This window comes from Aquibaculum arenosum, from assembly GCF_029222965.1.
Classification (GTDB): Bacteria; Pseudomonadota; Alphaproteobacteria; order Kiloniellales; family DSM-21159; genus Aquibaculum; species Aquibaculum arenosum.
In genome coordinates this window covers 166,297-186,763 of the sequence record NZ_JARHUD010000003.1, presented here as the reverse complement: position 1 = coordinate 186,763, position 20,467 = coordinate 166,297, and the positions used below count along the sequence as shown (strand labels likewise).

Below are 20,467 nucleotides of genomic sequence, written 5' to 3'. Positions count from 1 at the left end.
CAATCAACGCTGGGAGGTGCTGGCGTGGCGCTCGGCCACGCTGCGCGGCAGCAGCAGCCAGTAGCGGCCCTGCTGGCGCATGCGACCGGCCTGCTCCAGGGCGGCCTCGCCGCTGCCCCAGAAGAAGTCGCCGCGCACGACGCCCTTGATCGCGCTGCCGGTATCCTGCGCCACCATGAGCCGCTGCAAGGGCTGGTCGCTGGCCGGCCAGGTGGTCTCGAGCCAGAGCGGGGCGCCGAGTGGCAGTTCTTCCGGGTCGACCGCCAGGGAACGCCCGGGCGTCAGGGCCACGCCTTGAGCCCCGATGGGTCCCTCACCGTCGATGGCGCGGAAGAAGATGAAACGCTCGTTGCGGTGCATCAGCGCTTCGGCCCGATCCGGGTTGGCGCGCAGCCAGTCGCGGATCGCCTGCATGGAGCTGCGTTCGCGCTCGATGATGCCTTCGTCGATCAGGGCCCGGCCAATGGCATAGAAGGGCCGTCCGTTAGAGCCGGCAAAACCGACCCGCAGCCGTCGGCCGTCGTCCAGCTGCACCACCCCCGAGCCCTGGACGTGCAGGAAGAAGGCATCGACCGGGTCGCTGACCCAAAGCAGTTCCGCCTCCTGCCCGGCGAGGTGGCCGTTCTCGATCGCGGCACGTTCGGGATAGGGCTTGAGCCGGCCGTTATCCACATGGCCAACCAGCCGTTCCGGCGGCAGGTCGGCGCGGAAATCGCGCAGGTCCACCTCGACCAGGTCGTTCGGGCGTTCGAACAGCGGCACCTCGTAGCCAGGCTTGCGCTCCAAACTGCCGTTCAGCTCCGCTTCGTAGTAGCCGGTGAAGAGGCCCTGCGTGTCCTCGCCGTCGCTGACCGCCAGGGGCTGGAAGGCATCTTCAAGAAAACTGCGCAGCGCTGCGTCATCGTCTTCCGGGAGGTTGGCAAGATTCTCGCAGGGAGCACGCCAGTCCGCCACGCTGCCCGCGAGGCCCTCGGGCCCCAGCGGCCGCTCATCAGGTTGGGTCAGCAGTCGCCCGCAGGAGCGCCGCAGGGCCGGCAGGGCCCGTGCCACGTCATCTTCCTGCCAGCCCGGCAGGTCGCTGAAGGAGGCGGGCTGCAGCTTGAGGCCGCGTGGCGGTTCTTCCTTGGGGGATTCGCAAGAGGCAAGGATGAGCGCCAGCGTCGCGGCAGGAAGCAGTCGAGCCAGGATGCGAAGCGAGGTCGAACCCTTGGGCAGGGCCCATGATCGAATTGCTTTGCGACCCGCGTGCGCCTGACCGGGCAGCGCCATACCTCGCGCCTCAGTTCGGGCTGCTTGTGGCGACCAGCGCCCAGTTCGGGTCGCGGCTGCGGGTGTTGCGGGCAAAGGTCCAGATGTCGGTCAGGCGGACCACGTCGCTGGGATCGCCCTCGATGATACGCCCCTCGGAGTCGCGGGTGACATTGACCTGTTCGGACACGATCTTGACCGTCACGAAGGCGGTGTTGCCCTGCATCTCGGCCTCGATGATTTCCGGGTGCTGGATGCTGACCAGCGTGGTGTCCAGGGTCTGGTCCTCGCTGGCGCGCTCCTCGATGGCGCGGGAGAAGTCATTGTAGACGTCGTCGGCCAGCAGAGAGCGCAGGGTATCCTTGTCCCCCTGTGCGAAGGCGGTGACGATCATCTCGAAGGCGGCGCGCGCGCCCTGAAGGAAGCCGTCAGGATCGAAGTTGCTGTCTGCCAGTCGGATCTGGATGACGCCGGCCGATACGGGATCGTTTGCGTCCGCCATGGATGGGGCCTCCTGCGGTCGGCGACCGTTGCCCGGCAGCGGGATCACCTTATCATCGGGCTGCCGATCGGCGTCCTGCTCCTGCCCGCTCTTCTGCTCGGGGCGCTGCTTGAAAGGATCGAAATCCGGTCGCGATTCATCGCCGGTACGCCGTCCAAGGACATTCCTGAGCCTGAGAACGAGGAAGGCCGCGATCGCTGCAAAGAGTATGATATCGAGCAACTGACTGCCTTCACCCATTCGGTCGATCCGATGATTTCCGCGCAAGAAGCCGACCCCACGCAGCCGATGTGCGAAAGGCCTTGACGAGACGCGTTGTGGGGCCCTTGTAGTGTCCAGTGCCCCACCCCCCGTACATAGGGAAGCAACGGAAAAAGAGCAAGCATGCCCCTGCTGATCCTGGCCATTCTCCTTGCCGTCCCGCTCATCGAAGTGGGGCTTTTCATTGAAGTGGGCGACGCCATTGGCCTTTGGCCAACCTTGGCGACGGCGATCCTCACGGCCGTGGTCGGCATCTGGTTGGTCCGCCTGCAAGGTTTCGCGGTGGTCACGCAGGCGCGTCAGCAACTCGACCGTGGCGAGGTCCCGGCGCGCGAGATGTTCGACGGCATCTGCCTGGCCATAGCCGGCGCCATGCTGTTGCTGCCGGGCTTTGCGACCGACACCCTGGGCGTGTTGCTGCTGCTGCCGCCGGTGCGCGGCTGGCTGTTCAGGCGCAGCCGAATTCGCGCGGAAAAGATGCGCATGCGCACGCGGGTCTATCGCGATGGCGAGGAGGTCCACCGCTCAGGGCCGCACGGCCAGCCGCAGCGTAGCGACACCATCGAGGGGGACTGGGTCCAAGTTGACAGCCAGGGCGAGCTGCCCGCCAATGATCAAAACGGCGACCGGCCGCCGAAGGGGCCGCGAACTCCGGGCCACGGCTCAGCCTGACCACCGGCGGACCGGGCGAAAACGCCCGCCGCCGATCCTCCTGCAGAGTTGTACGGACGGTGGGTTCGTGATAGCCAATCGGCCGCCGTCAAGACACCCTATAAGCCGTGCGGAGCAATCATGAGCGATCAGAACAGCAGCGCGCCGACAGGCGCCGCGACCGGGGGAGCCGACCAAACCCAGGCCGCCCAGAACCAGGGCAGCGAGAATAAGCAGGAAGCCCCCATCGTCATTCACGGCCAGTACGTGAAGGACCTCTCCTTCGAAAGCCCGCGTGCGCCGGCAGTGCTGGCCAGCATGCGCCAGTCGCCGCAGCTCGACATCCAGATGCACGTCAATGCGCGGCCGATCCAGCAGGAGCAGCAGAAGCGCCTCTATGAGGTGATGCTCAAGATCCGCGCCTCGGCGAAGCACGAGGAAAAGGCTGCGTTCATGATCGAGTTGGACTATGGGGCCTTGATTACGCTCGGTTCCATGATCCCGGAGGACCGGATTGAGCCGGTGCTGCTGATCGACGTCGCGACGATGATCTTCCCCTTCGCCCGGCGCATCGTGGCCGACATCACCCGCGAAGGCGGCTTCCCGCCGGTGCTGATCAATCCCGTGGACTTCGTCAGCCTCTACCGCCAGCGCAAGGCGCAGGAGCAGCAGGCCCAGGCCGAGGCCACCCAGGGCGCGCCGGCCGGCAACGCCTGAGGGCGTTCCAAAGTTATCTGGCTTCAGACAGCCGGCCCCACCAGGGCCGGCTGTTTGCGTTTCAGGGGGGTGTTTCCTTGCTGCCGCCGAGGTCGGTCAGGGCGCGGCGCAGGAGCCCTCGGGCCGAGGGCGGTGGTTCCCGGTCCCAGGGGAAAGGCCGACAGAGATCCATGGCAGCGGTGGCAATGCGGGCTGTCAGCAAGCCATTGAGCAGCCCCACGCCGGCGCGTCGGGACAGGCGCGAGGCGATGCCGGCCCCGATCAGGTCGCCGATGCTGTCGTCGGCCAGATCCAGGGCGCCGCTGGCAAGAACCTGGGCCAGCGACAGCCGCAGCAGACGCCAGGCTCCGAGCCAGCCGGGCCGCCCGCCGTAGATGCGTGCGATGCGGCGCAAGAGTCCCAAACCGATCATCAGGCTGACCAGCATGTCCAGCAGCGCAAAGGGGCTGATCGCCGTGATCATGGCGGCCCGTCGCACCGCGGACACTGCGATCTTCTGCGCGCGCTGATCCAGGGGCGCGAGCAGCTCGCGCTCCGCCAGAGGCAGTAGGGCGCCGGAGGCGGCGGCTGCGGCCTGTTGGTCCTCCACCCGACGCAGTGCCCACTCCATGTCCGCACGGCGGTTGTAGAGCTGCTTCAATTCTTTGACGACAGCCTGAGCGGCGTCGGGCTGCCCGGCAGCCTCGGCGCTTTCCGCCTGCAGACGTGCCGCGCGCAGCCGCTCGAGGCTGGTCAGGCCGTGCCACTCGCGCAGGAAGGCGAGCAGCAGGCCCAGTGCCAGCAGCCCCAATCCCGCCAGACCGATCCAGGCAAGCTGGCCCGCCGGCTCCAGGGCACGGCGAATCAGATCTTCGGCAAGCAGTGCCAGGGCGCCACCCAGCAACAGGCCGCCGCCCGCGAGGACCAGGCGCAGGGCCAGGGAGCGGCGCGGCGGGTCGGCCGGGTCGCGTGCCTCCACGTCGACCGGCAGCAGCCGCGTGGCTTCCAGCGGCAAGGAGTGTGGCGCCTCCGCGCGCGGCGCTTCGGCCTGCGGAGCTGTCGCCTCCACCTCTTCCAGGGGGCGGGAGCGTGGACCCTCTGCGTCGCTCATTCCACCCAGTCTCCAATGAGGAATTCCAGCGCCCGGTCGAGACCGAGGTGTGGCCAGGGGCCAGTGGGGTCCAGGTCCGCGGGCGGGCGAAAGCGTTCGATGCGAAAGCTGCCGTTGGCCAGGCGCCCGGTCTGGGGAATCCTGCCCGGATAGTGCGCCAGCGGCTTCTCGCCGCCGTAGGGCGTGCCGGCGACATAGCGCCGTGCCTCGCCGCGGGCCTCCACCTCGCGCGTTGCCCGCAGGGAGGCGAGCACGCGGGTTTCCAATTCCGCGCCGCTGTAGGCCGTGCGCCGCAGAGCCGCATCGAGCTTGCGGCGCAGCTGTTCCTCGAGGCCCTGGTGCTGGTCGCCTGGCAGATGGTCCGCCTTGGTGGCGGCGAAGAGCACCCGATCAATGTGCGGCGAGAGCCAGCGCGGCAGCCAGCCGCTGCCGCCCACCCTCAGGGCGGCCAGCACCGCGTCCAGCGCCGCGGCCGAGGCGTCGGCCCGCTCCTCGCCGGCGCTGAGGTGGCCGGCGAGATCGATCAGCACGATCTGGCGGTCCAGGCGGGTGAAATGGCGCTGGTGAAAGGCGCGCACCACCTGCTCGCGATAGGCGTCGTAGCGTTCGGCCATCAGGCGGCGCAGCGAGCTGCGCGCCGTTGTCTCATTGCCGCGCGGCGGCAGCGGCGCAAAGGTGAGCAGCGGCGAGCCCTCCAGCTCGCCCGGCAGCAGGAAACGACCCGGCCCCAGCGGTGCGGCCCGGCCCAGGCTGCGCTGTCGTGCCAGCAGATAGGCGGTGAAGAGCCGGGCGGCCTCGATGGCCTGGGTCTCGGCAGCGGCGTCGGCGCGATCGGGCGTCAGGCGATGCAAGAGTTCCAGGAAGGCGCGCGCTTCCGGCAGCGCGCTGGCCTCGCGCAGGCTGGCCAGTGCGCCGGCGGACCAGCTCTCGTAATCCTGTTGCAGCAGGGCGAGGTCGAGCAGCCATTCGCCGGGATAGTCGAAGAGATCGAGGTGCAGCACCCGCTCGCCCAGCCGGCCCATCAGCCCGCCCGGCAGGTAACGGAGCGACAGCCGAAGCTCGGCCTGGTTGCGCGTGCTTTCGGGCCAGTCCGGCGGTCCGTCGCGACCGGTGAGGCGCGCGACGCAGTCCTCGAAAGGAAAGCGGGGCAGGTCCTGGCTGGGCTGCGGGCGCAGCAGCACGGTGCGCAGCCGTCCCTCGGCCACCACCTGCAGCCGCGGCAGGGCGGCAGGGTGCAGGAGCGCCTGCACCAGTGCGGTGATGAAGACCGTTTTGCCGGCCTCGGCGAGGCCGGTGACGCCGAGGCGGAGCCGACGTTCTACCAGTCCGCGTCCGGCATCGAGCGCGCGGTCAAAGAGACGATCGAAATAAAGGTCCATGACGCCAGGAGATAGGGCTTCGAGATGGCAGCGGCAAAAGGAAATGCTGCATAACCGAGCCTCATGCTTCCAGGGGGAAGCCGGTGCCGGCTTTCCGGGTGAGGTAGAGCGTGGTCTCTCCGTTGATCCGATCGCGTGGCCTTTCTTCGACCACGGTAAAGCCAAAACGGGCCAGGGCGCGACTCATGGGCAGGTTGGATTCATGGGTGGAAACCCGGAAATCACGATGAAAGTGCAGCAGCAGCAGGCTGGCCAGCAGTCGGCTCACCAGGCCCCGGCCGCGATGATCCGGATGGGTCATGCAAAAGCCGATTTCCACCTCGTTGAGCTCTTCGCGCAGACAATAGTCGAGATAAGAGACAAGGTTCGCCGTTTTTTGTTGCTCGAGCGCCATGCCGTGCCAGCGGCCGTCGCGCAGGCCGTTGAGCAGCATTTCCGTGTGGCTGGTCTTCCAGGTCACCTTGGGCAGAAAGCGAATTGCTTCCGACAGGGCGCGGATCGTCTCCTCGGCATCTGGTGAGAGGAAGCGCAGCGGCTCGCCGGAGGGGCAGGGTGCGAGGCGTGCCTCAACCTCATCGCCCTGACATACGGCTGCTAGCGGGCAAAGCGCCTTGCCTTCCAGCAGCGCGCGCAGACGCTCGCCATCTTCGGGCGGCCGGTAGCGATGCGTGTGTGAAGCCGCTGTCTGCTCCATCTCTGGTGACGGCATTGACGCTTATCCCCCGCTTGATTTTTCCTGCCGGCGTGACGTTCAGCAAAGGAGCCTATACCCTTACGGGTGGTTCTACAAAGTGGCGAGGTAGCGGTGCATTTACTTCTCTGTAGCAAGCGCGATCTGGTGGCGAACCTGATGCTTCATCGCATGCTGCCACAACTTCCGCCTGCACGGATCACCCTGCTCCTGGCCAACCGCCTGCGCAGCGGCGCGCTGGCAGTGCCGCAGTTGCGCATGCTGCGGCTTTTCGAGGAAGAGTTGCCCAACCAGGTGCTCTTTCCTCTTGCCGCGGCCGCGGGGGCGCCGGGTGAGTTGGCGCCCTTCGAAAGCCTGGCAGCGCGTCACGACATTCGCCTGATCATCGCCGACGGCATGGGCCGTGCCGGTCGCAGTGCACTCTACCGCGAACTCGCGCCCGACATGATCCTGACCTTCAAGTTCGGTTTCCTGCTGCAGCCCGAGGACATCGCCCTGCCGCGCTTGGGTGCCTGGAACCTGCATTCCGGCGCCCTGCCGGAGCGCCCGGGCCTGCATGCTGCCTTCTGGGCGATGCACGATGGTGAAGCCAGCACCACGGCCACGGTGCACCAGATCGATGAGGGCATCGACACCGGCCCCATCGCCCTGATGCGCCAGCGCCCAATCGAGCCGGGGCGCTCCTTCTTTCACACCATGGTGCAGAACTACCTGCAGGGCGCCGACATGCTGGCCGAACTGGCCCGCGGTCTCGCGGAAGGGAGCCCGCCCAGGCTGCAACCGCAATCGCCCACGGCCCCCCGCCGCTATCTGCCGCTGCCCGATGCGGCGGCCCTGGCCCGCTTCGAGGCGGCGGGCAAGGTCATGGTGGAGCCGGAGGACTATCTGGCGCTGGCCCGGCACTTCCTGCCCGAAGGGGCAGAGAGTCAGCTTCCGCCGCGGCGGTAGCCCGTTGCCAGGATGGTCATGTCGTCGGCCTGGGCGGCGCCGTTCTCGAAGGCCTTGACCGCGTTGCCCAGGGCCTGGGGCATCATCCAGGTGGGCGTCTCCTGGTTGCGCCGCAGTTCGCTGAGCAGGCGCTCCTCCCCATACTCGTTGTTCTCGGGGTCGCAGGCCTCGGTCACGCCGTCGGTGTAGAGCAGCAGCAGGTCGCCGGGCTCCAGAACGACCTCGCGCTCCTGGTAGTCCTGCTCCTCCATCACGGCCAGGGCCATGTCGCCGGTGACATCGAGCAGTTCCACCTCGCCTGAGGCGCGCAGGTGCAGGGGCGGGTTGTGGCCGCCGTTGACGTAGAGGAAGCGGCCGGTCTCCGGCTCCAGCAAACCGAAGAACAGGGTGACGAACATCATCTGCTCGTTCTCGGCGCAGAGCAGATCGTTCAGCCGCTCGATGGCCTGTCTCGGCTCGGCGTCGGCGGTGGCGATGGCCTTGAGCAGGGTGCGCGTGATCAGGCTGAAGAAGGCCGCCGGCACGCCCTTGCCCGAGACGTCGGCGACCACAAGGGCCAAGCGCCCGTCCGGAAGTTCAAAGGCATCGTAGAAGTCGCCGCCCACCTCCTTGGCCGGCAGCATCATGCCATGCACGGCCAAGCCGTTCTGTTCGGGGCGGTCCGGCGGCAGGATGGAGAGCTGCATTGAGCGCGCCATGTCCAGTTCCTGCTGCAGCAGCAGGAATTCACTCTTGGCGCGCAGGGCCTCGTTCAGCTCCGAGACGAGCTGCTTCAGGTTGGCGTTCTGGTCGCGGATGCGGAAGGAGAGGTTCTCGAAGGCCACGGCCAGAAGCGCGAAATCGTCCTGGCCGCCGGCGCGGGGCTCGAGCAACGCTTTTTCCAGGCGGCCATCGGCGGCGCCCAGCAGATCGCTGCCTTGCTGCGCGCTGTCGCGGCGCGCCGTGCGTTCCAGGCGCTCCAGGTCGCCCAAAAGCGCCTCGCGGTCCTTGCCCTCCAGGGTTTCGGCCAGTCCGGTGAGCTGGCGGCGCAGGAAGCGTTCCTGCCGCCGCCGCTGCCGTTCACGCGAGATTTCCAGCGTGGTGAGCAGCAGCGCGCGTTGGCGCAACTGCTGCAGCGCGCTGGAGAGGCGGCCTGCCTCGTCATTGCCAGCATGGCGCGGCACTTCGACCTCGCTGTCGCCGGCGGCCAGAGCGGTCACGCCGTGGATCAGGCGGTCGAGGGGCGCGAACTCGCTGCGCAGCGCCCGGGCCAGAACCAGGAGCAGGAGCAGGAAGAGCGCCAAGCCCAGTCCGGCGGTCAGCAGGAAGAGCCGGTTCATGGTCTCGCTCACCGGCTCGGCCGGCAGCAACGAGAAAAGCTGTCCGATGGGCCGCTCAGCGATATCGGACAGTGGTGTTTCCAGCAGCCGCAGGCCCTCTGGCACCGCAACCTCCCCGGCGACCACCCGGCGCAGCAGCGACTGGCCTTCGTCCGGTCCAGAAAGCGCGACGGTCTGACCACGCAGGTCGGCAAAGGCTGCGGGGCGTGCCGGCGCAACGCCATTGCGCGAGATGCCCTGGAGCAGCCGGTCCATGCCGGTGGAGACGATTACCTGCGCGTCGTTTGGTAGCGTTCTGGTGAAGGCCAGCACGAAATCGCGCTGCGCATTCTGTCGGAAGCCGGCGAACTCATCGCCCCCCTCGGCATTGGCACCGGCGGCGGTGGTGGCGCGGGCTTCGAGGTTGCTGACGCGCTCTCCATTGGAGCCTGTCTCTGTCTGCGGGTAGAGCAGCCGGCCCTCGTTGTCGATGATTTCGACGCTGCGCAGACCGTAGCGCCGCTCCAGGTTCGGTAGTTCGTTTGCGATGCGCGCGGCCAGCAGGTCGGGGCGGTCCTGGTCCAGCAGGCGGGGCAGCCAGGGCTGTTCGGCCAACTCCTCGGCGGCCAGGGAGAGCAGCCCCGTCTGCTGCTCCACCAGTGTGCGCCAGAGCCGCGCTTGCTCGCGCTGATGCACCTGGAACTCGGCTTGGCTGACACTGGGAAGCGCGACGCTGCGGGTCCAGATCAGGCTGCCGGCTACTCCGAGCGCGAGCAGCAGGCCGGCGATCAACAGCAGGCGCAGGCGCGCACTCATCAGCGCCTCCCCATGAGACTGGTTGCCAGGAGGGCGGCGGCCGCCAGGGCGAAGAGGAGCGGCCAGCCGAAGGCGCTGATCGCCAGCAGGCCGAGCGCCGCGCCGCCGGCAAGGGCTATGACATTCTGCGTGCTCCGGGGCCTGCACTCGCCCGCCTCGGCGGTCAGGGTCGCTGCGATAAGCAGCAGCCCGGCAAGCACAGCGCCCGCCAACGCCGGAACCGCCATGGCGTGCAGCGTCGAGGGGGCCGTGTGGCTCAGGAAGGCCGCAAGCGCGAAGCAGAGCCCGCCCCCCAGTGCGGCGAATCGACGGGTGCGCACTGGCCCCAGCGCCGGAGCAAGGCTGCCCGAGAGCAGCACACCGGCCGCCAGCGCGATGACGACGGCCAGCAGTGCGACGATGTCGGGGGGGCCGCTGCCTGCTGCGCGGTTCGCGAGCAGCGTCGGCAGCAGGGCCGTCAGCAGACCGAGGCTGAACAGCGGCAGGGGGCGAGAGCGTGGCGTTGCATGGGCCTGCGAAGCGTTATCCGTTGCCTCGTTGCGTTCCGGCAGGCTCTGGCCGACGAGCAGGCCGCCGATGGCGGTGACCAGCGCGGCCAGTGGTGCCAGGTTTGGTGAGCCGGTGAGCGCCAGGAAGAGGAAGCCAGGACCGGTGCCGGCCACCAGGGCCAGTAGCGCCCCGCGCGTGAGCGCCACCCCACCTCCCAGCGGGTGAAAGGCCATACCGATGCCCAGTCCACCGAGTATACGCAGCGCCGCCACCGCTTCCGGCGTGTCCGCCAGTGCCAGGCCGAGCTGTCCGGCGGCGGCGATCAGGGCACCGGCGGTGAAGGTCATGCCCGGAGCAAAGCCGGCCAGAGCACGCCCTGCCAGATTATACCCCAGCGGGATGGCGAGCAGCAGCGGCAGAGCCAGTAGCGCCGTGGCGGCGTCTCGCGAAAGTGCCTCCAGCGCGCCGAGGTTCCACCAGCCCGGCAGCAGCACCGCCTCGCCCAGCAGCAGGGCAAAGGCAGCCAGCCGGAAGAGGCCGTCGCCGGCCACGGCCACCGGCCAGGCACCGGCCACCGGGGGCAGTCGATGCGGGCCGAGCCCGCGTCGCACGACATCGGTAATCTCCCGCAGGACCGGCGGCTCGAAGTGGCCGGCCCGGGCGGCGAAGGCGCTGAGCAGGAAGGCGTGGAAGGCGGTGTTGACGCCGGCAAGGCGGTGCCGGGTGGCGAGGAGCAGCCGGCCCATGCTGCCCGGGGCTGCAAGCCAGGTGGTGCGAGAAAGGTCGCCGCGCTCCAAGGCCGCCGCCAGGCGCGCGAGCGCCTCTGCGGGTCGCTCCACGCTCTTGAACAGGGTTGCGCGCAGCGCCTCGTGCAGCAGCACCAGCAGGGCCAGCGTGGCCAGCGCGGCGGCGGTCGTGAAGGCCAGGATCGTCTGTGACGGCAAACCATCGCCGACGCCGACCAGCACATAGCCTTGGGTCGTGCCCTGGTGCGAGATGGGCGCAATCACCGCCAGATGGCCGGCGGGGCGGAAGGCTTCTGCGTTGAGCGCGCCCGTGGTCAGTCGGTCCGGCACCAGGCCATTGTTGCGCCCGGCGGCTGCGACCTTCGCGCCCTCGCCGTCGAGCAGGGCGGCAAAGCCGATGCGTTCGTCGAAACTGGTGGTCGTCGCCAGGAAGTCCTCGACACCGGTTAGACGGTCGAAGGGGATGCCGGCCTCCAAGGCGAGCTCGAACTGCTGCACCAAGCCGTTGCCCACGGTGCGTGAGGCCGAGATCATCTCCCCTTCCAGGCGGTGCTCGACAGCGCGCAGGCCAAGCCAGCCGCTCAGCCCGGCGGTCAGCAGCACGATCAGGAGGCCGCAGAGCACCAGCCGGGTCCGCAGCCGCAGCGTCCAAGCAGTCTGCACAAGCAGGGTCCGGCTGTCGGCCTCCGCCGTTTCGTCCAGCGTCTCGCCCTTCGTCACCGAGGCGCCTGGAGCCAGGGGCAACTGGTCAGTTACGGCCATCGATGCGCTCCACCTCACCGGTTGCCTCACGGCAGCGACGCTCGGCGGCCTGAACCGCGCTGTGTAGGACCGTGACCGTTGCCGTCAGACTGCCCGTGGCATTGCTCGCCGTCTTGCTGTCCAGGGTCTTGGCTTCGGTCTGATGCCGATACAGGGCCTCGGCCAGCGCAGCGGCTTCCCTTTCGACGGGGCGGCAGAGGCGCTGGAACAAGAGGCCGCCGATCAGGGTGCCGCCGAGGGCCAGCGCCAAAGGCAGGGCCAGTGCCATGTTCTGTGTCGAGAGGTAGCCTTCGCCGACACGGGTGATGCTGTGGCGCAGCACCAATCCACCGACCACCAGGCCGAAATCGTTGTGCAGCGCCACGCCCAGGGCCTGGCCGTCGCGCTCGTCCAGATGCCAGATCGCTTCGCTTTGCGGGGTCTGCTCGGCCTCGTCCGGTGTCGGTAGTGCCAGGGTGGCCTCCAGCCAACCTTCGGGCACGGCCTGGCGGATGCCGACGCGGTCCGTTGTGAAGAGGAGGCTGCCTTCGGAATCGAACAGGTCGATGGAAAGGATTTCGGGATCGGCAGCGGCCTCCATCTCGAGCAGCTGCTGCAGGTAGTCGAGGCTTTCCACTTCGAGCCCCAGGGAGAGGGGCGATTCCACCCGCTGCTTCAACTGCGCCAGGCTGTAGGCAAAGCGGCCTTCGCGCAGGTCCCTCTCGCTGTCCACATGCATTGCTTCCAGGGTGAGGCTGAACAGCAGGGCAAGCAGCAGCAGCACGCTGCCGAGAATCGTCGTCATGCGAAGGGCGAGCGCCGTCGGCATGCCTCAGTCCATCAACTCGGCGATCTGGAGCACCAGCATGGGCGGGTAGCGCTCCAGCGCGAGCGCGACCGGCATGTTGATGAGCAGGGTGAAGCGGCGCAGAGACGGCGTGGGAAGGGTGGCCGGGTCGGCACCCTCGCGCAGGATCTGCTCGGCCTGATATCCGGCAACCTGGCCGATGCTGGAGAGTGATGCAAAGAGTGCGAGCATGGCATCGCCCTGGCGGATCGGTAGCTCCGCCGAGGTGAAAAGCGGCAGGCCTGCCTCGACCGCGGCGGCGGTGTAGGCCTCCACGTTCTGAATGAGGAAGGAACTCGAGACCGTGACCAGAATGTCTGGATCCTTCTCCGCGATCGCTTGCATTGCCGGCGCGATGCTCTCCGGCAGGGGCGGGCCTTCCGGACCTGGATCCAGTTGCTGCTCGATGACCTCTATGCCGAAGCGTGACGCTGCGACGCGCAGGGCGGTCACAGCGGCCACGGAGTTCAGTTCATCGGCACCGTAGACCACCCCAATGCGATCCACCTCCTGGTAGGACTGCATGACGCGCAACTGCGCCTCGAGGGGTACCTGAATGTTCGCGCCGGCCAGGTTGGGGCGCTCCGACATGTCTGGGCGGTTGACCAGCCCGGCGCCCAGCGGGTCGGCCACGTAGAGATAGACGGCCGGGATGTCGGTGACATAGGCCTCGCTGTCAGCGGTGCCGGCGGGGCCCACCATGCCGAGGCTGATGGCCGTGCCCCAGGTGACAAGGAGGTCGGGCTGCAACTCCTTCACCTCGGCCACCAGCTCGGGAATGCGTGCGGTGTCGCGTTCGATGGAGCGCTCGATGAAATCCACCGCCAGGCCGCGGTCCAGCAGGTAGCTCTTAAAGGCCTCGCACACTTCCTCGCAACCGCGGAAGGTGGCGATATAGACGTGATGGCGTTCGGCGGCCTCCGGTTGCTGCGCATGCAGCGGCGTGGCCGGGGCCGTTATCAGGATGCCCAGGAGCACGCCCAGCAGCAGGCTCACCGCGACCCAGCCGGTTGTTATGCGCCTTTGCATCTTTTTGTGTCCCCCCTTGCTTCCGTTAGTTCACCGCGCTGGCACCGCCGCGTGCGCGCAGCAGCGAGATCGCCGTGAACAGAAGCCCACAGGCCAGAACGTACAGCCCGAGCAGCCCGATCGTCCAGGCATAGCCGTAGAGGGCGGCCAGACTGGCCGCCAGGATCGGGCCCAGGACGCTGCCGATGCGCTCCAGAACACGGTAGGCTGAAATCGCAGCGGTGCGCCTGTCCCCGCCAACCCGATCGGCCTCCTGAAGCAGGATAGCGCCCTGGGAGGGGATGCAGAGCGCATGGGCGACGCCCACCAGACCCATGGACAGCGCAACCCAAAGCGCGAAGTGGGCGCTGCCTTCCAGAGAAGAGGGCAGCATTGCCGCCAGCCCGGCCAGCAGCAGTCCGGCGCCGGCGAAAAGGCGGTAGCGCCCCACCCGGTCCGCCAGCCGGGCCATCGGCACGCCCATCAGGATCATCACCACAAAGTAGACCATCATGGTCTGGCCGATCACCGAGGTGGAGTAGCCGACCGAATCAAGCAGCATGGGGGTGGCGTAGAAAAGATAGCCGGTGGTGAGCAGCTGGGTCGGAATGGCAGCGATGAGGATCAAGAGCTGAAAGCGCGGGTTCGCCAGCACCGTTCCGAAGTCGGCCAAGCGCAGCCGCACCCCGCCACCCATCGCCGAGGTGCCTCGGTCGCGCAGGTTGATCACCAGCATGAAGGCTGAGAGCAGGGTCACCGCTGCGGCCACGAGAAAGGTGGCGTGATAACCGAGGCGGTCGGCGAGGATGCCGCCGATGGAGGTGCCGCAAAGCCCGGCGGTCACGAAGGCTGCGGTGTAGATTGCCATGCCTTCAGCCCGACGGCTCCGCCCCGCCGCCCGGGCGATGTAGTCCAGGGCCGCGATCGTGGTGAGCGCGAAGCCCACCGCATTCACCGCGCGCCAGAGGATCAGCATGGCAATGTCGTTTGCCAGGGCGGTCATCAGCAAGCCGACCCCGGTCGGCACCAGGCCGAGCAGGAAGAGCAGGCGGCTGCCGAAGCGGCCGGCCAGCGCCCCGGCCATGGGGGTCAAGATCGCCACCAGGAAGAGGTAGAGTGCGATCGGCAGGGCGATGGTGAGCTCGTAGGAGAGGCCGGGCAGCGGCTCGTAAAGGTCGCGCGCGAAGATCGGCAGGAAGGAGCGGCTGAGTTCCGTTGCGAAGAAGAACAGGAAGAGCGGCATGCGCACATCGGCAATGCTGCCCTCGGTGGCAGCGGCGGGGCGCGCTTCGGGGCGCAGGCGCTCGCCCAGATCCTGCATCAGAGCGCTGAGTTCCGGCGGCGCGGTGGGACGCAGGCGGGAAAAGGCTTCCTCCAGAGCAGCAAAGCGCTCCTGCTCACGCCGCACCACCCTGTTGAAGGCGGCGGCGAAGCGGCCGATCTCGTCGCGCGTCTCTCCCGGGACCAGATGGCGGAAGAAGCCCCGCTCCCCATCGGCCATCAGGTGGCTGAGGCGTCGCACCGGTTCGGTGACGAACATGGCCACCACCACCAGCAGCACCTCGAAGGTGAGGAAAAGCGCCACCAGCAGGATGACCAGAATCTCCGCCTGAATCTCGCGCAGGCGATCCGTCACGTAGCCCGGCGCCACGGCCACGGCCAGCCGCCCCGCTTCTGCGCCGGCCGTGCCGACGGCGACCGTCTCGTTCCAGCTCGCCTCGGCCGGCACGCTTTGCTCCGAACTGGCGAACAGTGTCTGGCCGCTGCTGTCGCGCAGTTCGATCTTCAGGATTTCCGGATGGTCTTCCAGGATGGCGGCGGCAAAGGGTTGAAAGCCGCGCAGCTCCTCGAGCGGGATTCCCGCGGCCAGGGCGCGATCGATCTCGCTGCCGATGACGCTGGCGACCACCCCGGCCTTGGCCTCGAGACGCGGTTGCAGCACCCGCTCGAAGCTTTGCAGGCTGAGATAGGCCACGCCCGACAGCGCAGCAGTGAGCAGCGCAAGGGTCAGGACGATAAGCCCGTAGGACAGGCGCTTGAGCCCGCGTTCCTCGATCACCTTTTGCCCCATCCCCCTTGAGCGCCGGCTGGCTGAAGTTGCGGATCTGCCAACCGCTCCCTTTCGAGCGGAGTCGAGTCCGCTCAGCGGCGCGCCAGCGCGTTTTCGGCCTTCTCGACCTTGGCTTCCAGTTCCCCAACCTGTTGATGGACGACCTGGAAACGGCGCTCCAGATCGTCGGCCGGCAAGCCGCCGACCACTGGAGCCTGGCGTTCCCGGCCTTCGACCAGGCGGGTCAGTCGTGCAAAGCCCTGCGTGACGCCGCGCAGATACCAGCCGGTCAGCAACAGTGCTGCCACGCAGCTCAGCAGCAAGGCGGCCAGGCCGAAGCGCAGCTGTTCCAGCGTCACCTGGCGCACCAGCGCGCTGCTGGCCGCGCGGTCATAGTGGAGCGCCACCACCCCGGCCTGCTGCCCGAAGGCATTGAGCAGCGGTACCATAAGTCCAAAGGACCGGCTGTTGGAGAGCACCAGAGTGTCATCGCCGCCCCGTTCCGGCCTTTGCAAGCGTTCCAGGCCCGAGGACAAGCCGGAGTCGTCCGGGAGCGCGCCGGCGAGGTGCAGCAGTTCACCCTGTTGGTCGAGAATCACCAGGGAGAGGATGTCCCCGTGGGTCTCCACCAGGCGGTGCAGGATGCCCCCGAGATTGTCCATCTGCTCAAGGGTGAGGCCGAGTGCGAGTCCGCGCTCGGCCGTCGTCTTGACGTCCAGCGCCAGCACGAGGAAGCGCGATTGCTCCACCTCCTCTTGCAGTGAGCGGAACTTGGCGTTGGTCAGATAGGTCAGGAGCAGCAGGGCGAAAGCGATGATCCCCACCATGTAGACGGCAATCTTGACCGACAGTCGCATGCGACTGTTCCCGTACCGCTTGGCTGGACTCCGCGCTACTTGACGGCAGCCAGAGCGGTCTGCCGGTCTGCCTGGATGGAGAAGATGTTGGAGAAGCCGCTGATGTCGAAGACCTCGCGGACGTGCGGCGACAGGGAGCAGAGCGCCAACTTGCCGTTGCTGGCCCGCGCCTGCTTCGCGCCCTTGAGCAGCACCCGCAATCCAGCGGAGCTGATGTACTCGAGGCCTGAAAAATCCAGGACGACCGCAGGGCGGTTCTGAACCTGGTTGGTCAACACCTCGTCGAGTTGCTTGGAGGTGTTGCTGTCCAGTCGCCCCTGAATCGACAGGATCAGGACGTCACCGTCCATGGTTTCATCAATCTGCATCGTGCTCCTACCTCGTCTGCTCTATGCCGCGTTGGGCTGGTCCGTCAGCGGCTTGCGGAATCCCAGCCTATTTCGCCCATCCTTGCGTCGATAGCAAAGGTCATCCATCAGAGTACGCAAAAAATGCAAGCCCAGACCTCCGATGGGTCGCTCTTCCACCGAGGCGTCCAGGTCCGGCTCCTTGGCGGACAGAGGGTTGAAAGCCACGCCATCGTCCTCCACGACCACGGCAACGGCGTTTGCTTCGCGCTCTAATTGAATCACGATCTCCCGCTCACCGGCATCCTCCTCGTATCCGTAGCTGACGATGTTCGTCACCAGCTCATCGAGCACGAGGTTGAGATGATAGGCGGCGCCTGTGGGCACCGCCTTGGCCTCACAGAATTCCTCAAGCGCCTCGCTTAACGTGTCGAGCTCCGTCAAGTCGTTGCGCAGTCGCAGTTCCAATCGCGCGCTCTTGGCCTCGGACATTCTTCCCTCGCCCCCGTGGCGCCACCATACCACAGTGATCGCGGCTGCACAGGGAGTAAACCCTGCAATTGATCCGTGCCTTGGAGGGCGCGGCATTGCGTGTTGCGCGCCACGGCCTTCCGGCCTAGCTTGGCACTCGACGGGCGGCGGCGAGTATTAAGTAAATATTACAGCTTGTTAGGGGGGTTGGGTGGAGCGCCTGCAACGCAATGCCTATGGCGAACAGTCAACGCGGCGGGCGCGACTGACCATCGGCGCGCTGGGCATCCTTGCGATCCTGATTGCCGGAATCGTCGCCCTCTTCAGCCTTTACTATGCCGACCAGGGGCACCGGCAGACGGTCCAGACGCTTCAGGACCTGGATGAGGCCAGCCGCGAGGCCGGAACGGCGCAGGTCGCCTTCAAGCGACAGGTGCAGGAGTGGAAGAATCTCCTGCTGCGCGGCCATGATGCGCAGGATTACACCCGCTATCGTGTAGCGATGCAGGCCCAGAGCGAGCGCGTCGAGACTGCGCTGGCAGCCCTTGCCAGTGCGCCGGGCACGCCAGCGGCCCTGGCGGAACGCGCGTCGGCGGCGCGTGCGCTGCATGAGCGAATCCAGGCGGACTATGAAGCGGCGGCCGCTGCCTTCGAGGAGGCGGGACGCCGGGACCCTGTCGCGGTGGACGCCCGGGTTCGCGGGGTGGATCGCGAACTGGATCAGGCGCTGGATGCCCTGGCAGAGCAGCTGCGGGCCGCTTTGGGTAAGGCGCTGCAGGAGGCCCGAGTTGCCGCGGAACGCCGCTATGAGGCCCTGCACAAGGTCGTGCTGTTCGCGCACGGGCTCGGTATCGGCCTGCTGGCGCTCCTCCTGCTTTTGGCTCTGCGTGACCCTGGCGGGCGCAAGCCAGTGGGGCGCGGCTGAACTGGACGGACGGGATGGAAAGTTTCGCCAGTCTTTTCGCCGGCCTCGGGCTCTTCTTCATCGGCATCCGCTATATCGGCAGCCATCTGAAGCGCATGACCGGCCGGCGTTTCCGCCGTGCCGTGGCGGCGGCCACCCGCCGGTCCGGCACAAGCGCGATCGTTGGTGTGGTGGCGGGTGCGCTGACCCAGAGCAGCAACGCCGTGACTTTCATCGCCGTGGGTCTGGTCACGGCCGGTCTTACGGAGGTGCGCCGGGCCGCTCCGCTGGTGGCTTGGTCCAATGTGGGAACGGCGGGTCTGGTGCTGCTGGCGGCGATGGATATCAGGCTGCTGGTGCTCTTCCTGCTCGGTCTGGTGGGCTTTGCTTACTACTTCGATGTCGAGCGATCGGCCCGCTGGCGGCATGTGGTCGGCGCGCTGCTGGGCATCGGCCTGCTGTTCCTTGGCCTTCAGTACATCAAGGCCGCGGCCGGCCCCTTGCGCGAACTCGAGTGGATGAGCGCCTTCCTGACCTTCGCCGGCACCGCCGACTGGCTTGGGCTGGTGATCGGCCTGCTCGGCGCGCTGATCCTGCAATCCTCGGCCACCCTCACCATCATGGCCGTCACGCTCACGGGCCTGGGTTTGCTGTCGCTGGAGCAGACCCTGGTGCTGGTTCTGGGCTCAGGCGTCGGCTCCGGCTTGAGCGTTGCGGTCATGGCTGGCGGTCTTAGCGGCAGCGCACGTCAGCTCGCCTACTTCCAGGTTGCGGTGAAGCTCTTGGGGAGCCTGGGCGTGCTGCTGCTCTTCTGGCTGGAGCGCGACGGGGGCGTGCCACTGCTGCTCGCAGCGGTTCAGGCGCTGGCCGAGGGGACGGCGCTGCAGATGGCACTGCTCTTCCTGGTCATTCAGCTCGCCGGCGCCCTGCTCAGCCACCCTCTGCAGCGGCCGCTGCTGCGTCTCTGCGCCAGCCTGGCGCCGCCAGCTCCCGCTGAAGCGCTGGCGCGCCCGCGTTTCCTCTACGACCAGGCGCTGGAAGACAGTGCGATCGCCCTGGAACTGGTGGAGCGGGAGCAGCAGGCGCTGTTGACCCGGCTCCCGGCCCTGATTCCCGCTGACGGGCAAGTGGCTCCGCCGCCCGCCGAGCGGCAGGCCGTGCTGGAGGCAAGCCAGGAGGTGGTGGCGGAGGTCGAGCGCTTTCTCTCGGAGGTCGTGCAGCGCAGCGAAGGCGATGAGGCCCTGGAACGGGCCATGAACTTCAAGAGCCGCAATGCGCTGTTGCAAGCCCTCTGCGAGACCCTGGACGAACTAATGACGGCCCTGGACACGAGCAACGGATCGGCCGGGCCCCCGCCGCTGTCGGTCAATCTCACCGAGGCGGCCCATGCCCTGCTCGACAGCCTCATGGAAGCCGGGGGCGAAGGCGAGGCGGTGGATCCACAGCTCTTGCGTGCCCTGACCGCGGATCGCTCGGCCTTGATGGAGAGGTTGCGGCGCGATCTGCTGCGTAACGGTGCCGACCTGGATGCCGATCAGCGCAATGGACTGCTGGCCGCAACCGCGCTGTTCGAGCGCCTGGTGTGGCTGATCCACCGCTATGCAGTACTGCTGCCGGACTCCTTGGCAGAGGGAATCTCGCAAAAGGCGCCCGAGCGTGCATCCACTTGAAGAAAAGCGCGCTCTTGCCCTGCCAGGACGACGGCGGTGAGCGCGTTGCCATAGACGGCGCCGGTGTCGACGTTGATCCGATTGTGATGGTTCTCCGGCGCGGCGACCGGCGAGTGCCCATGCACCACCACACCGCCATGGTCGGCGTCGCTGCGATGGAAGAGCCCGCGGATCCAGATCAGATCGTCGCGCTGCTGCCGGGCAAGCGGCACGCCGGGGCGCACGCCGGCATGGGCGAAGAAATAGCCGTCTTCGCGGTGGCTTAGTGCCAGGCGCCACAGCAGCGCCCTGTGGCTCTCCGGCAGCCGGGCGCGCAGGGCTTCGGCCAGCGCCGCTGGTCGCTCTTCGGGATCCACCCCGTAGCTGCGGCAGGTTTCGTCTCCGCCGTAGTCCAGCCAGAGTCCCCCCAAGGCCGGGTTGCCGGTAAGAAAGCCCAGCATCATCTCTTCGTGATTGCCCCGCAGGCAAACCTGCTCGAAGCCTTGCGGCGGGCCCGCCACCAGTCGATCGAGCACCTCGCAGGAGGCGGGACCGCGGTCCACGTAGTCGCCCAGGTAGATCAGGACGTGGCGTGTGGCCGGATGCGCGGCCGCGTCGGCCTCGATGCGCTCCAGCAGGAGCTCGAGCAGCGCCGCTTCGCCATGGATGTCTCCGATGGCGTAAAGACGCGTATCCGGCGGAGCAGCATAGCGGCTCACCGCAAGTTCCCTCCCAACTTCCCCCCGCTGTGCCCCTG

At 67.6% G+C, this 20,467-nt stretch carries 19 protein-coding genes; 5 read left to right on the top strand and 14 right to left on the bottom strand.

The window, feature by feature from the left end; translation table 11 throughout:
• Positions 1-3 precede the first annotated feature (3 nt).
• Both mltA and P2G67_RS05975 read right to left on the bottom strand, forming a co-directional pair.
• Positions 4-1,269, bottom strand: a complete 1,266-nt coding sequence (gene mltA / locus P2G67_RS05980) for a murein transglycosylase A (protein WP_275821025.1) — start codon at positions 1,267-1,269, stop codon at positions 4-6.
• 10 nt (positions 1,270-1,279) lie between these two features.
• Positions 1,280-1,990 carry a Tim44/TimA family putative adaptor protein gene (locus tag P2G67_RS05975; RefSeq protein WP_275821023.1) on the bottom strand — a complete coding sequence of 237 codons (711 nt, stop codon included), beginning with the start codon at positions 1,988-1,990 and terminating at the stop codon, positions 1,280-1,282.
• A 144-nt stretch (positions 1,991-2,134) separates the two neighbouring features.
• Between P2G67_RS05975 and P2G67_RS05970 the strand changes: the two genes are divergently transcribed.
• Positions 2,135-2,683 (top strand): FxsA family protein, encoded by a 549-nt coding sequence (locus P2G67_RS05970; protein WP_275821020.1) that lies wholly within the window; start codon positions 2,135-2,137, stop codon positions 2,681-2,683.
• Positions 2,684-2,803: 120 nt separating this feature from the next.
• Positions 2,804-3,379: a protein-export chaperone SecB gene (gene secB / locus P2G67_RS05965; protein ID WP_275821018.1), complete on the top strand. Its 576-nt coding sequence runs from the start codon at positions 2,804-2,806 to the stop codon at positions 3,377-3,379.
• Positions 3,380-3,440: 61 nt separating this feature from the next.
• Here secB and P2G67_RS05960 read toward each other — a convergent pair whose 3' ends face one another.
• The 3 genes from P2G67_RS05960 to P2G67_RS05950 form a co-directional block, all read right to left on the bottom strand.
• Complete coding sequence (locus tag P2G67_RS05960; RefSeq protein WP_275821016.1) at positions 3,441-4,469, bottom strand: TIGR01620 family protein; 1,029 nt, start codon at positions 4,467-4,469, stop codon at positions 3,441-3,443.
• Positions 4,466-5,848 carry a YcjX family protein gene (locus P2G67_RS05955; RefSeq protein WP_275821014.1) on the bottom strand — a complete coding sequence of 461 codons (1,383 nt, stop codon included), beginning with the start codon at positions 5,846-5,848 and terminating at the stop codon, positions 4,466-4,468. The genes P2G67_RS05960 and P2G67_RS05955 overlap by 4 nt, the downstream gene beginning before the upstream one ends.
• 61 nt (positions 5,849-5,909) lie before the next feature.
• Positions 5,910-6,557, bottom strand: coding sequence for a GNAT family N-acetyltransferase (locus tag P2G67_RS05950; RefSeq protein ID WP_275821013.1), 648 nt, complete (start codon positions 6,555-6,557; stop codon positions 5,910-5,912).
• 96 nt (positions 6,558-6,653) lie between these two features.
• Here P2G67_RS05950 and P2G67_RS05945 point away from each other — a divergent pair, with 96 nt between their 5' ends.
• Positions 6,654-7,487, top strand: coding sequence for a formyltransferase family protein (locus P2G67_RS05945; protein WP_275821011.1), 834 nt, complete (start codon positions 6,654-6,656; stop codon positions 7,485-7,487).
• Here the strand turns inward: P2G67_RS05945 and P2G67_RS05940 are convergent.
• From P2G67_RS05940 to P2G67_RS05905, 8 genes are all read right to left on the bottom strand, one after another.
• On the bottom strand, positions 7,466-9,601 hold the full coding sequence (locus tag P2G67_RS05940) for a PP2C family protein-serine/threonine phosphatase (RefSeq protein WP_275821009.1): 2,136 nt from the start codon (positions 9,599-9,601) through the stop codon (positions 7,466-7,468). The genes P2G67_RS05945 and P2G67_RS05940 overlap by 22 nt on opposite strands.
• Complete coding sequence (locus P2G67_RS05935; RefSeq protein ID WP_275821007.1) at positions 9,601-11,598, bottom strand: hypothetical protein; 1,998 nt, start codon at positions 11,596-11,598, stop codon at positions 9,601-9,603. Before P2G67_RS05935 ends, P2G67_RS05940 begins: the two co-directional genes overlap by 1 nt.
• Positions 11,585-12,406, bottom strand: a complete 822-nt coding sequence (locus P2G67_RS05930; RefSeq protein WP_275821005.1) for a hypothetical protein — start codon at positions 12,404-12,406, stop codon at positions 11,585-11,587. Before P2G67_RS05930 ends, P2G67_RS05935 begins: the two co-directional genes overlap by 14 nt.
• 3 nt (positions 12,407-12,409) lie before the next feature.
• Positions 12,410-13,453, bottom strand: coding sequence for an ABC transporter substrate binding protein (locus P2G67_RS05925; protein WP_275821003.1), 1,044 nt, complete (start codon positions 13,451-13,453; stop codon positions 12,410-12,412).
• Between the two features lie 25 nt (positions 13,454-13,478).
• Positions 13,479-15,491: an MFS transporter gene (locus tag P2G67_RS05920; RefSeq protein WP_275821001.1), complete on the bottom strand. Its 2,013-nt coding sequence runs from the start codon at positions 15,489-15,491 to the stop codon at positions 13,479-13,481.
• Between the two features lie 83 nt (positions 15,492-15,574).
• Positions 15,575-16,339 carry a hypothetical protein gene (locus P2G67_RS05915; RefSeq protein WP_275820999.1) on the bottom strand — a complete coding sequence of 255 codons (765 nt, stop codon included), beginning with the start codon at positions 16,337-16,339 and terminating at the stop codon, positions 15,575-15,577.
• Between the two features lie 35 nt (positions 16,340-16,374).
• Positions 16,375-16,707 carry an STAS domain-containing protein gene (locus P2G67_RS05910; RefSeq protein WP_275820997.1) on the bottom strand — a complete coding sequence of 111 codons (333 nt, stop codon included), beginning with the start codon at positions 16,705-16,707 and terminating at the stop codon, positions 16,375-16,377.
• 21 nt (positions 16,708-16,728) lie between these two features.
• Positions 16,729-17,178, bottom strand: a complete 450-nt coding sequence (locus tag P2G67_RS05905; protein ID WP_275820995.1) for an ATP-binding protein — start codon at positions 17,176-17,178, stop codon at positions 16,729-16,731.
• A gap of 190 nt (positions 17,179-17,368) precedes the next feature.
• Here P2G67_RS05905 and P2G67_RS05900 point away from each other — a divergent pair, with 190 nt between their 5' ends.
• Together P2G67_RS05900 and P2G67_RS05895 are read left to right on the top strand one after the other, a co-directional pair.
• Entirely contained in the window at positions 17,369-18,082 is a 714-nt protein-coding gene (locus tag P2G67_RS05900) for a hypothetical protein (protein ID WP_275820993.1), read from the top strand.
• A gap of 14 nt (positions 18,083-18,096) precedes the next feature.
• The gene (locus P2G67_RS05895; RefSeq protein WP_275820992.1) at positions 18,097-19,731 is read left to right on the top strand and encodes a Na/Pi symporter; all 1,635 of its coding nucleotides are present in this window, start codon (positions 18,097-18,099) and stop codon (positions 19,729-19,731) included.
• On the opposite strand, the gene P2G67_RS05890 is transcribed toward P2G67_RS05895, so the two are convergent.
• The gene (locus P2G67_RS05890; RefSeq protein WP_275820990.1) at positions 19,659-20,429 is read right to left on the bottom strand and encodes a metallophosphoesterase family protein; all 771 of its coding nucleotides are present in this window, start codon (positions 20,427-20,429) and stop codon (positions 19,659-19,661) included. The genes P2G67_RS05895 and P2G67_RS05890 overlap by 73 nt on opposite strands.
• Positions 20,430-20,467: the final 38 nt, after the last annotated feature.

What these genes read in the sequence shown, in the direction of transcription:
- mltA (WP_275821025.1), bottom strand. Translation starts at nt 1,269, where the DNA reads ATGGCGCTGCCCGGTCAGGCGCACGCGGGTCGCAAAGCAATTCGATCA.
- P2G67_RS05975 (WP_275821023.1), bottom strand. Translation starts at nt 1,990, where the DNA reads ATGGGTGAAGGCAGTCAGTTGCTCGATATCATACTCTTTGCAGCGATC.
- P2G67_RS05970 (WP_275821020.1), top strand. Translation starts at nt 2,135, where the DNA reads ATGCCCCTGCTGATCCTGGCCATTCTCCTTGCCGTCCCGCTCATCGAA.
- secB (WP_275821018.1), top strand. Translation starts at nt 2,804, where the DNA reads ATGAGCGATCAGAACAGCAGCGCGCCGACAGGCGCCGCGACCGGGGGA.
- P2G67_RS05960 (WP_275821016.1), bottom strand. Translation starts at nt 4,469, where the DNA reads ATGAGCGACGCAGAGGGTCCACGCTCCCGCCCCCTGGAAGAGGTGGAG.
- P2G67_RS05955 (WP_275821014.1), bottom strand. Translation starts at nt 5,848, where the DNA reads ATGGACCTTTATTTCGATCGTCTCTTTGACCGCGCGCTCGATGCCGGA.
- P2G67_RS05950 (WP_275821013.1), bottom strand. Translation starts at nt 6,557, where the DNA reads ATGCCGTCACCAGAGATGGAGCAGACAGCGGCTTCACACACGCATCGC.
- P2G67_RS05940 (WP_275821009.1), bottom strand. Translation starts at nt 9,601, where the DNA reads ATGAGTGCGCGCCTGCGCCTGCTGTTGATCGCCGGCCTGCTGCTCGCG.
- P2G67_RS05935 (WP_275821007.1), bottom strand. Translation starts at nt 11,598, where the DNA reads ATGGCCGTAACTGACCAGTTGCCCCTGGCTCCAGGCGCCTCGGTGACG.
- P2G67_RS05930 (WP_275821005.1), bottom strand. Translation starts at nt 12,406, where the DNA reads ATGCCGACGGCGCTCGCCCTTCGCATGACGACGATTCTCGGCAGCGTG.
- P2G67_RS05925 (WP_275821003.1), bottom strand. Translation starts at nt 13,453, where the DNA reads ATGCAAAGGCGCATAACAACCGGCTGGGTCGCGGTGAGCCTGCTGCTG.
- P2G67_RS05915 (WP_275820999.1), bottom strand. Translation starts at nt 16,339, where the DNA reads ATGCGACTGTCGGTCAAGATTGCCGTCTACATGGTGGGGATCATCGCT.
- P2G67_RS05910 (WP_275820997.1), bottom strand. Translation starts at nt 16,707, where the DNA reads ATGCAGATTGATGAAACCATGGACGGTGACGTCCTGATCCTGTCGATT.
- P2G67_RS05905 (WP_275820995.1), bottom strand. Translation starts at nt 17,178, where the DNA reads ATGTCCGAGGCCAAGAGCGCGCGATTGGAACTGCGACTGCGCAACGAC.
- P2G67_RS05895 (WP_275820992.1), top strand. Translation starts at nt 18,097, where the DNA reads ATGGAAAGTTTCGCCAGTCTTTTCGCCGGCCTCGGGCTCTTCTTCATC.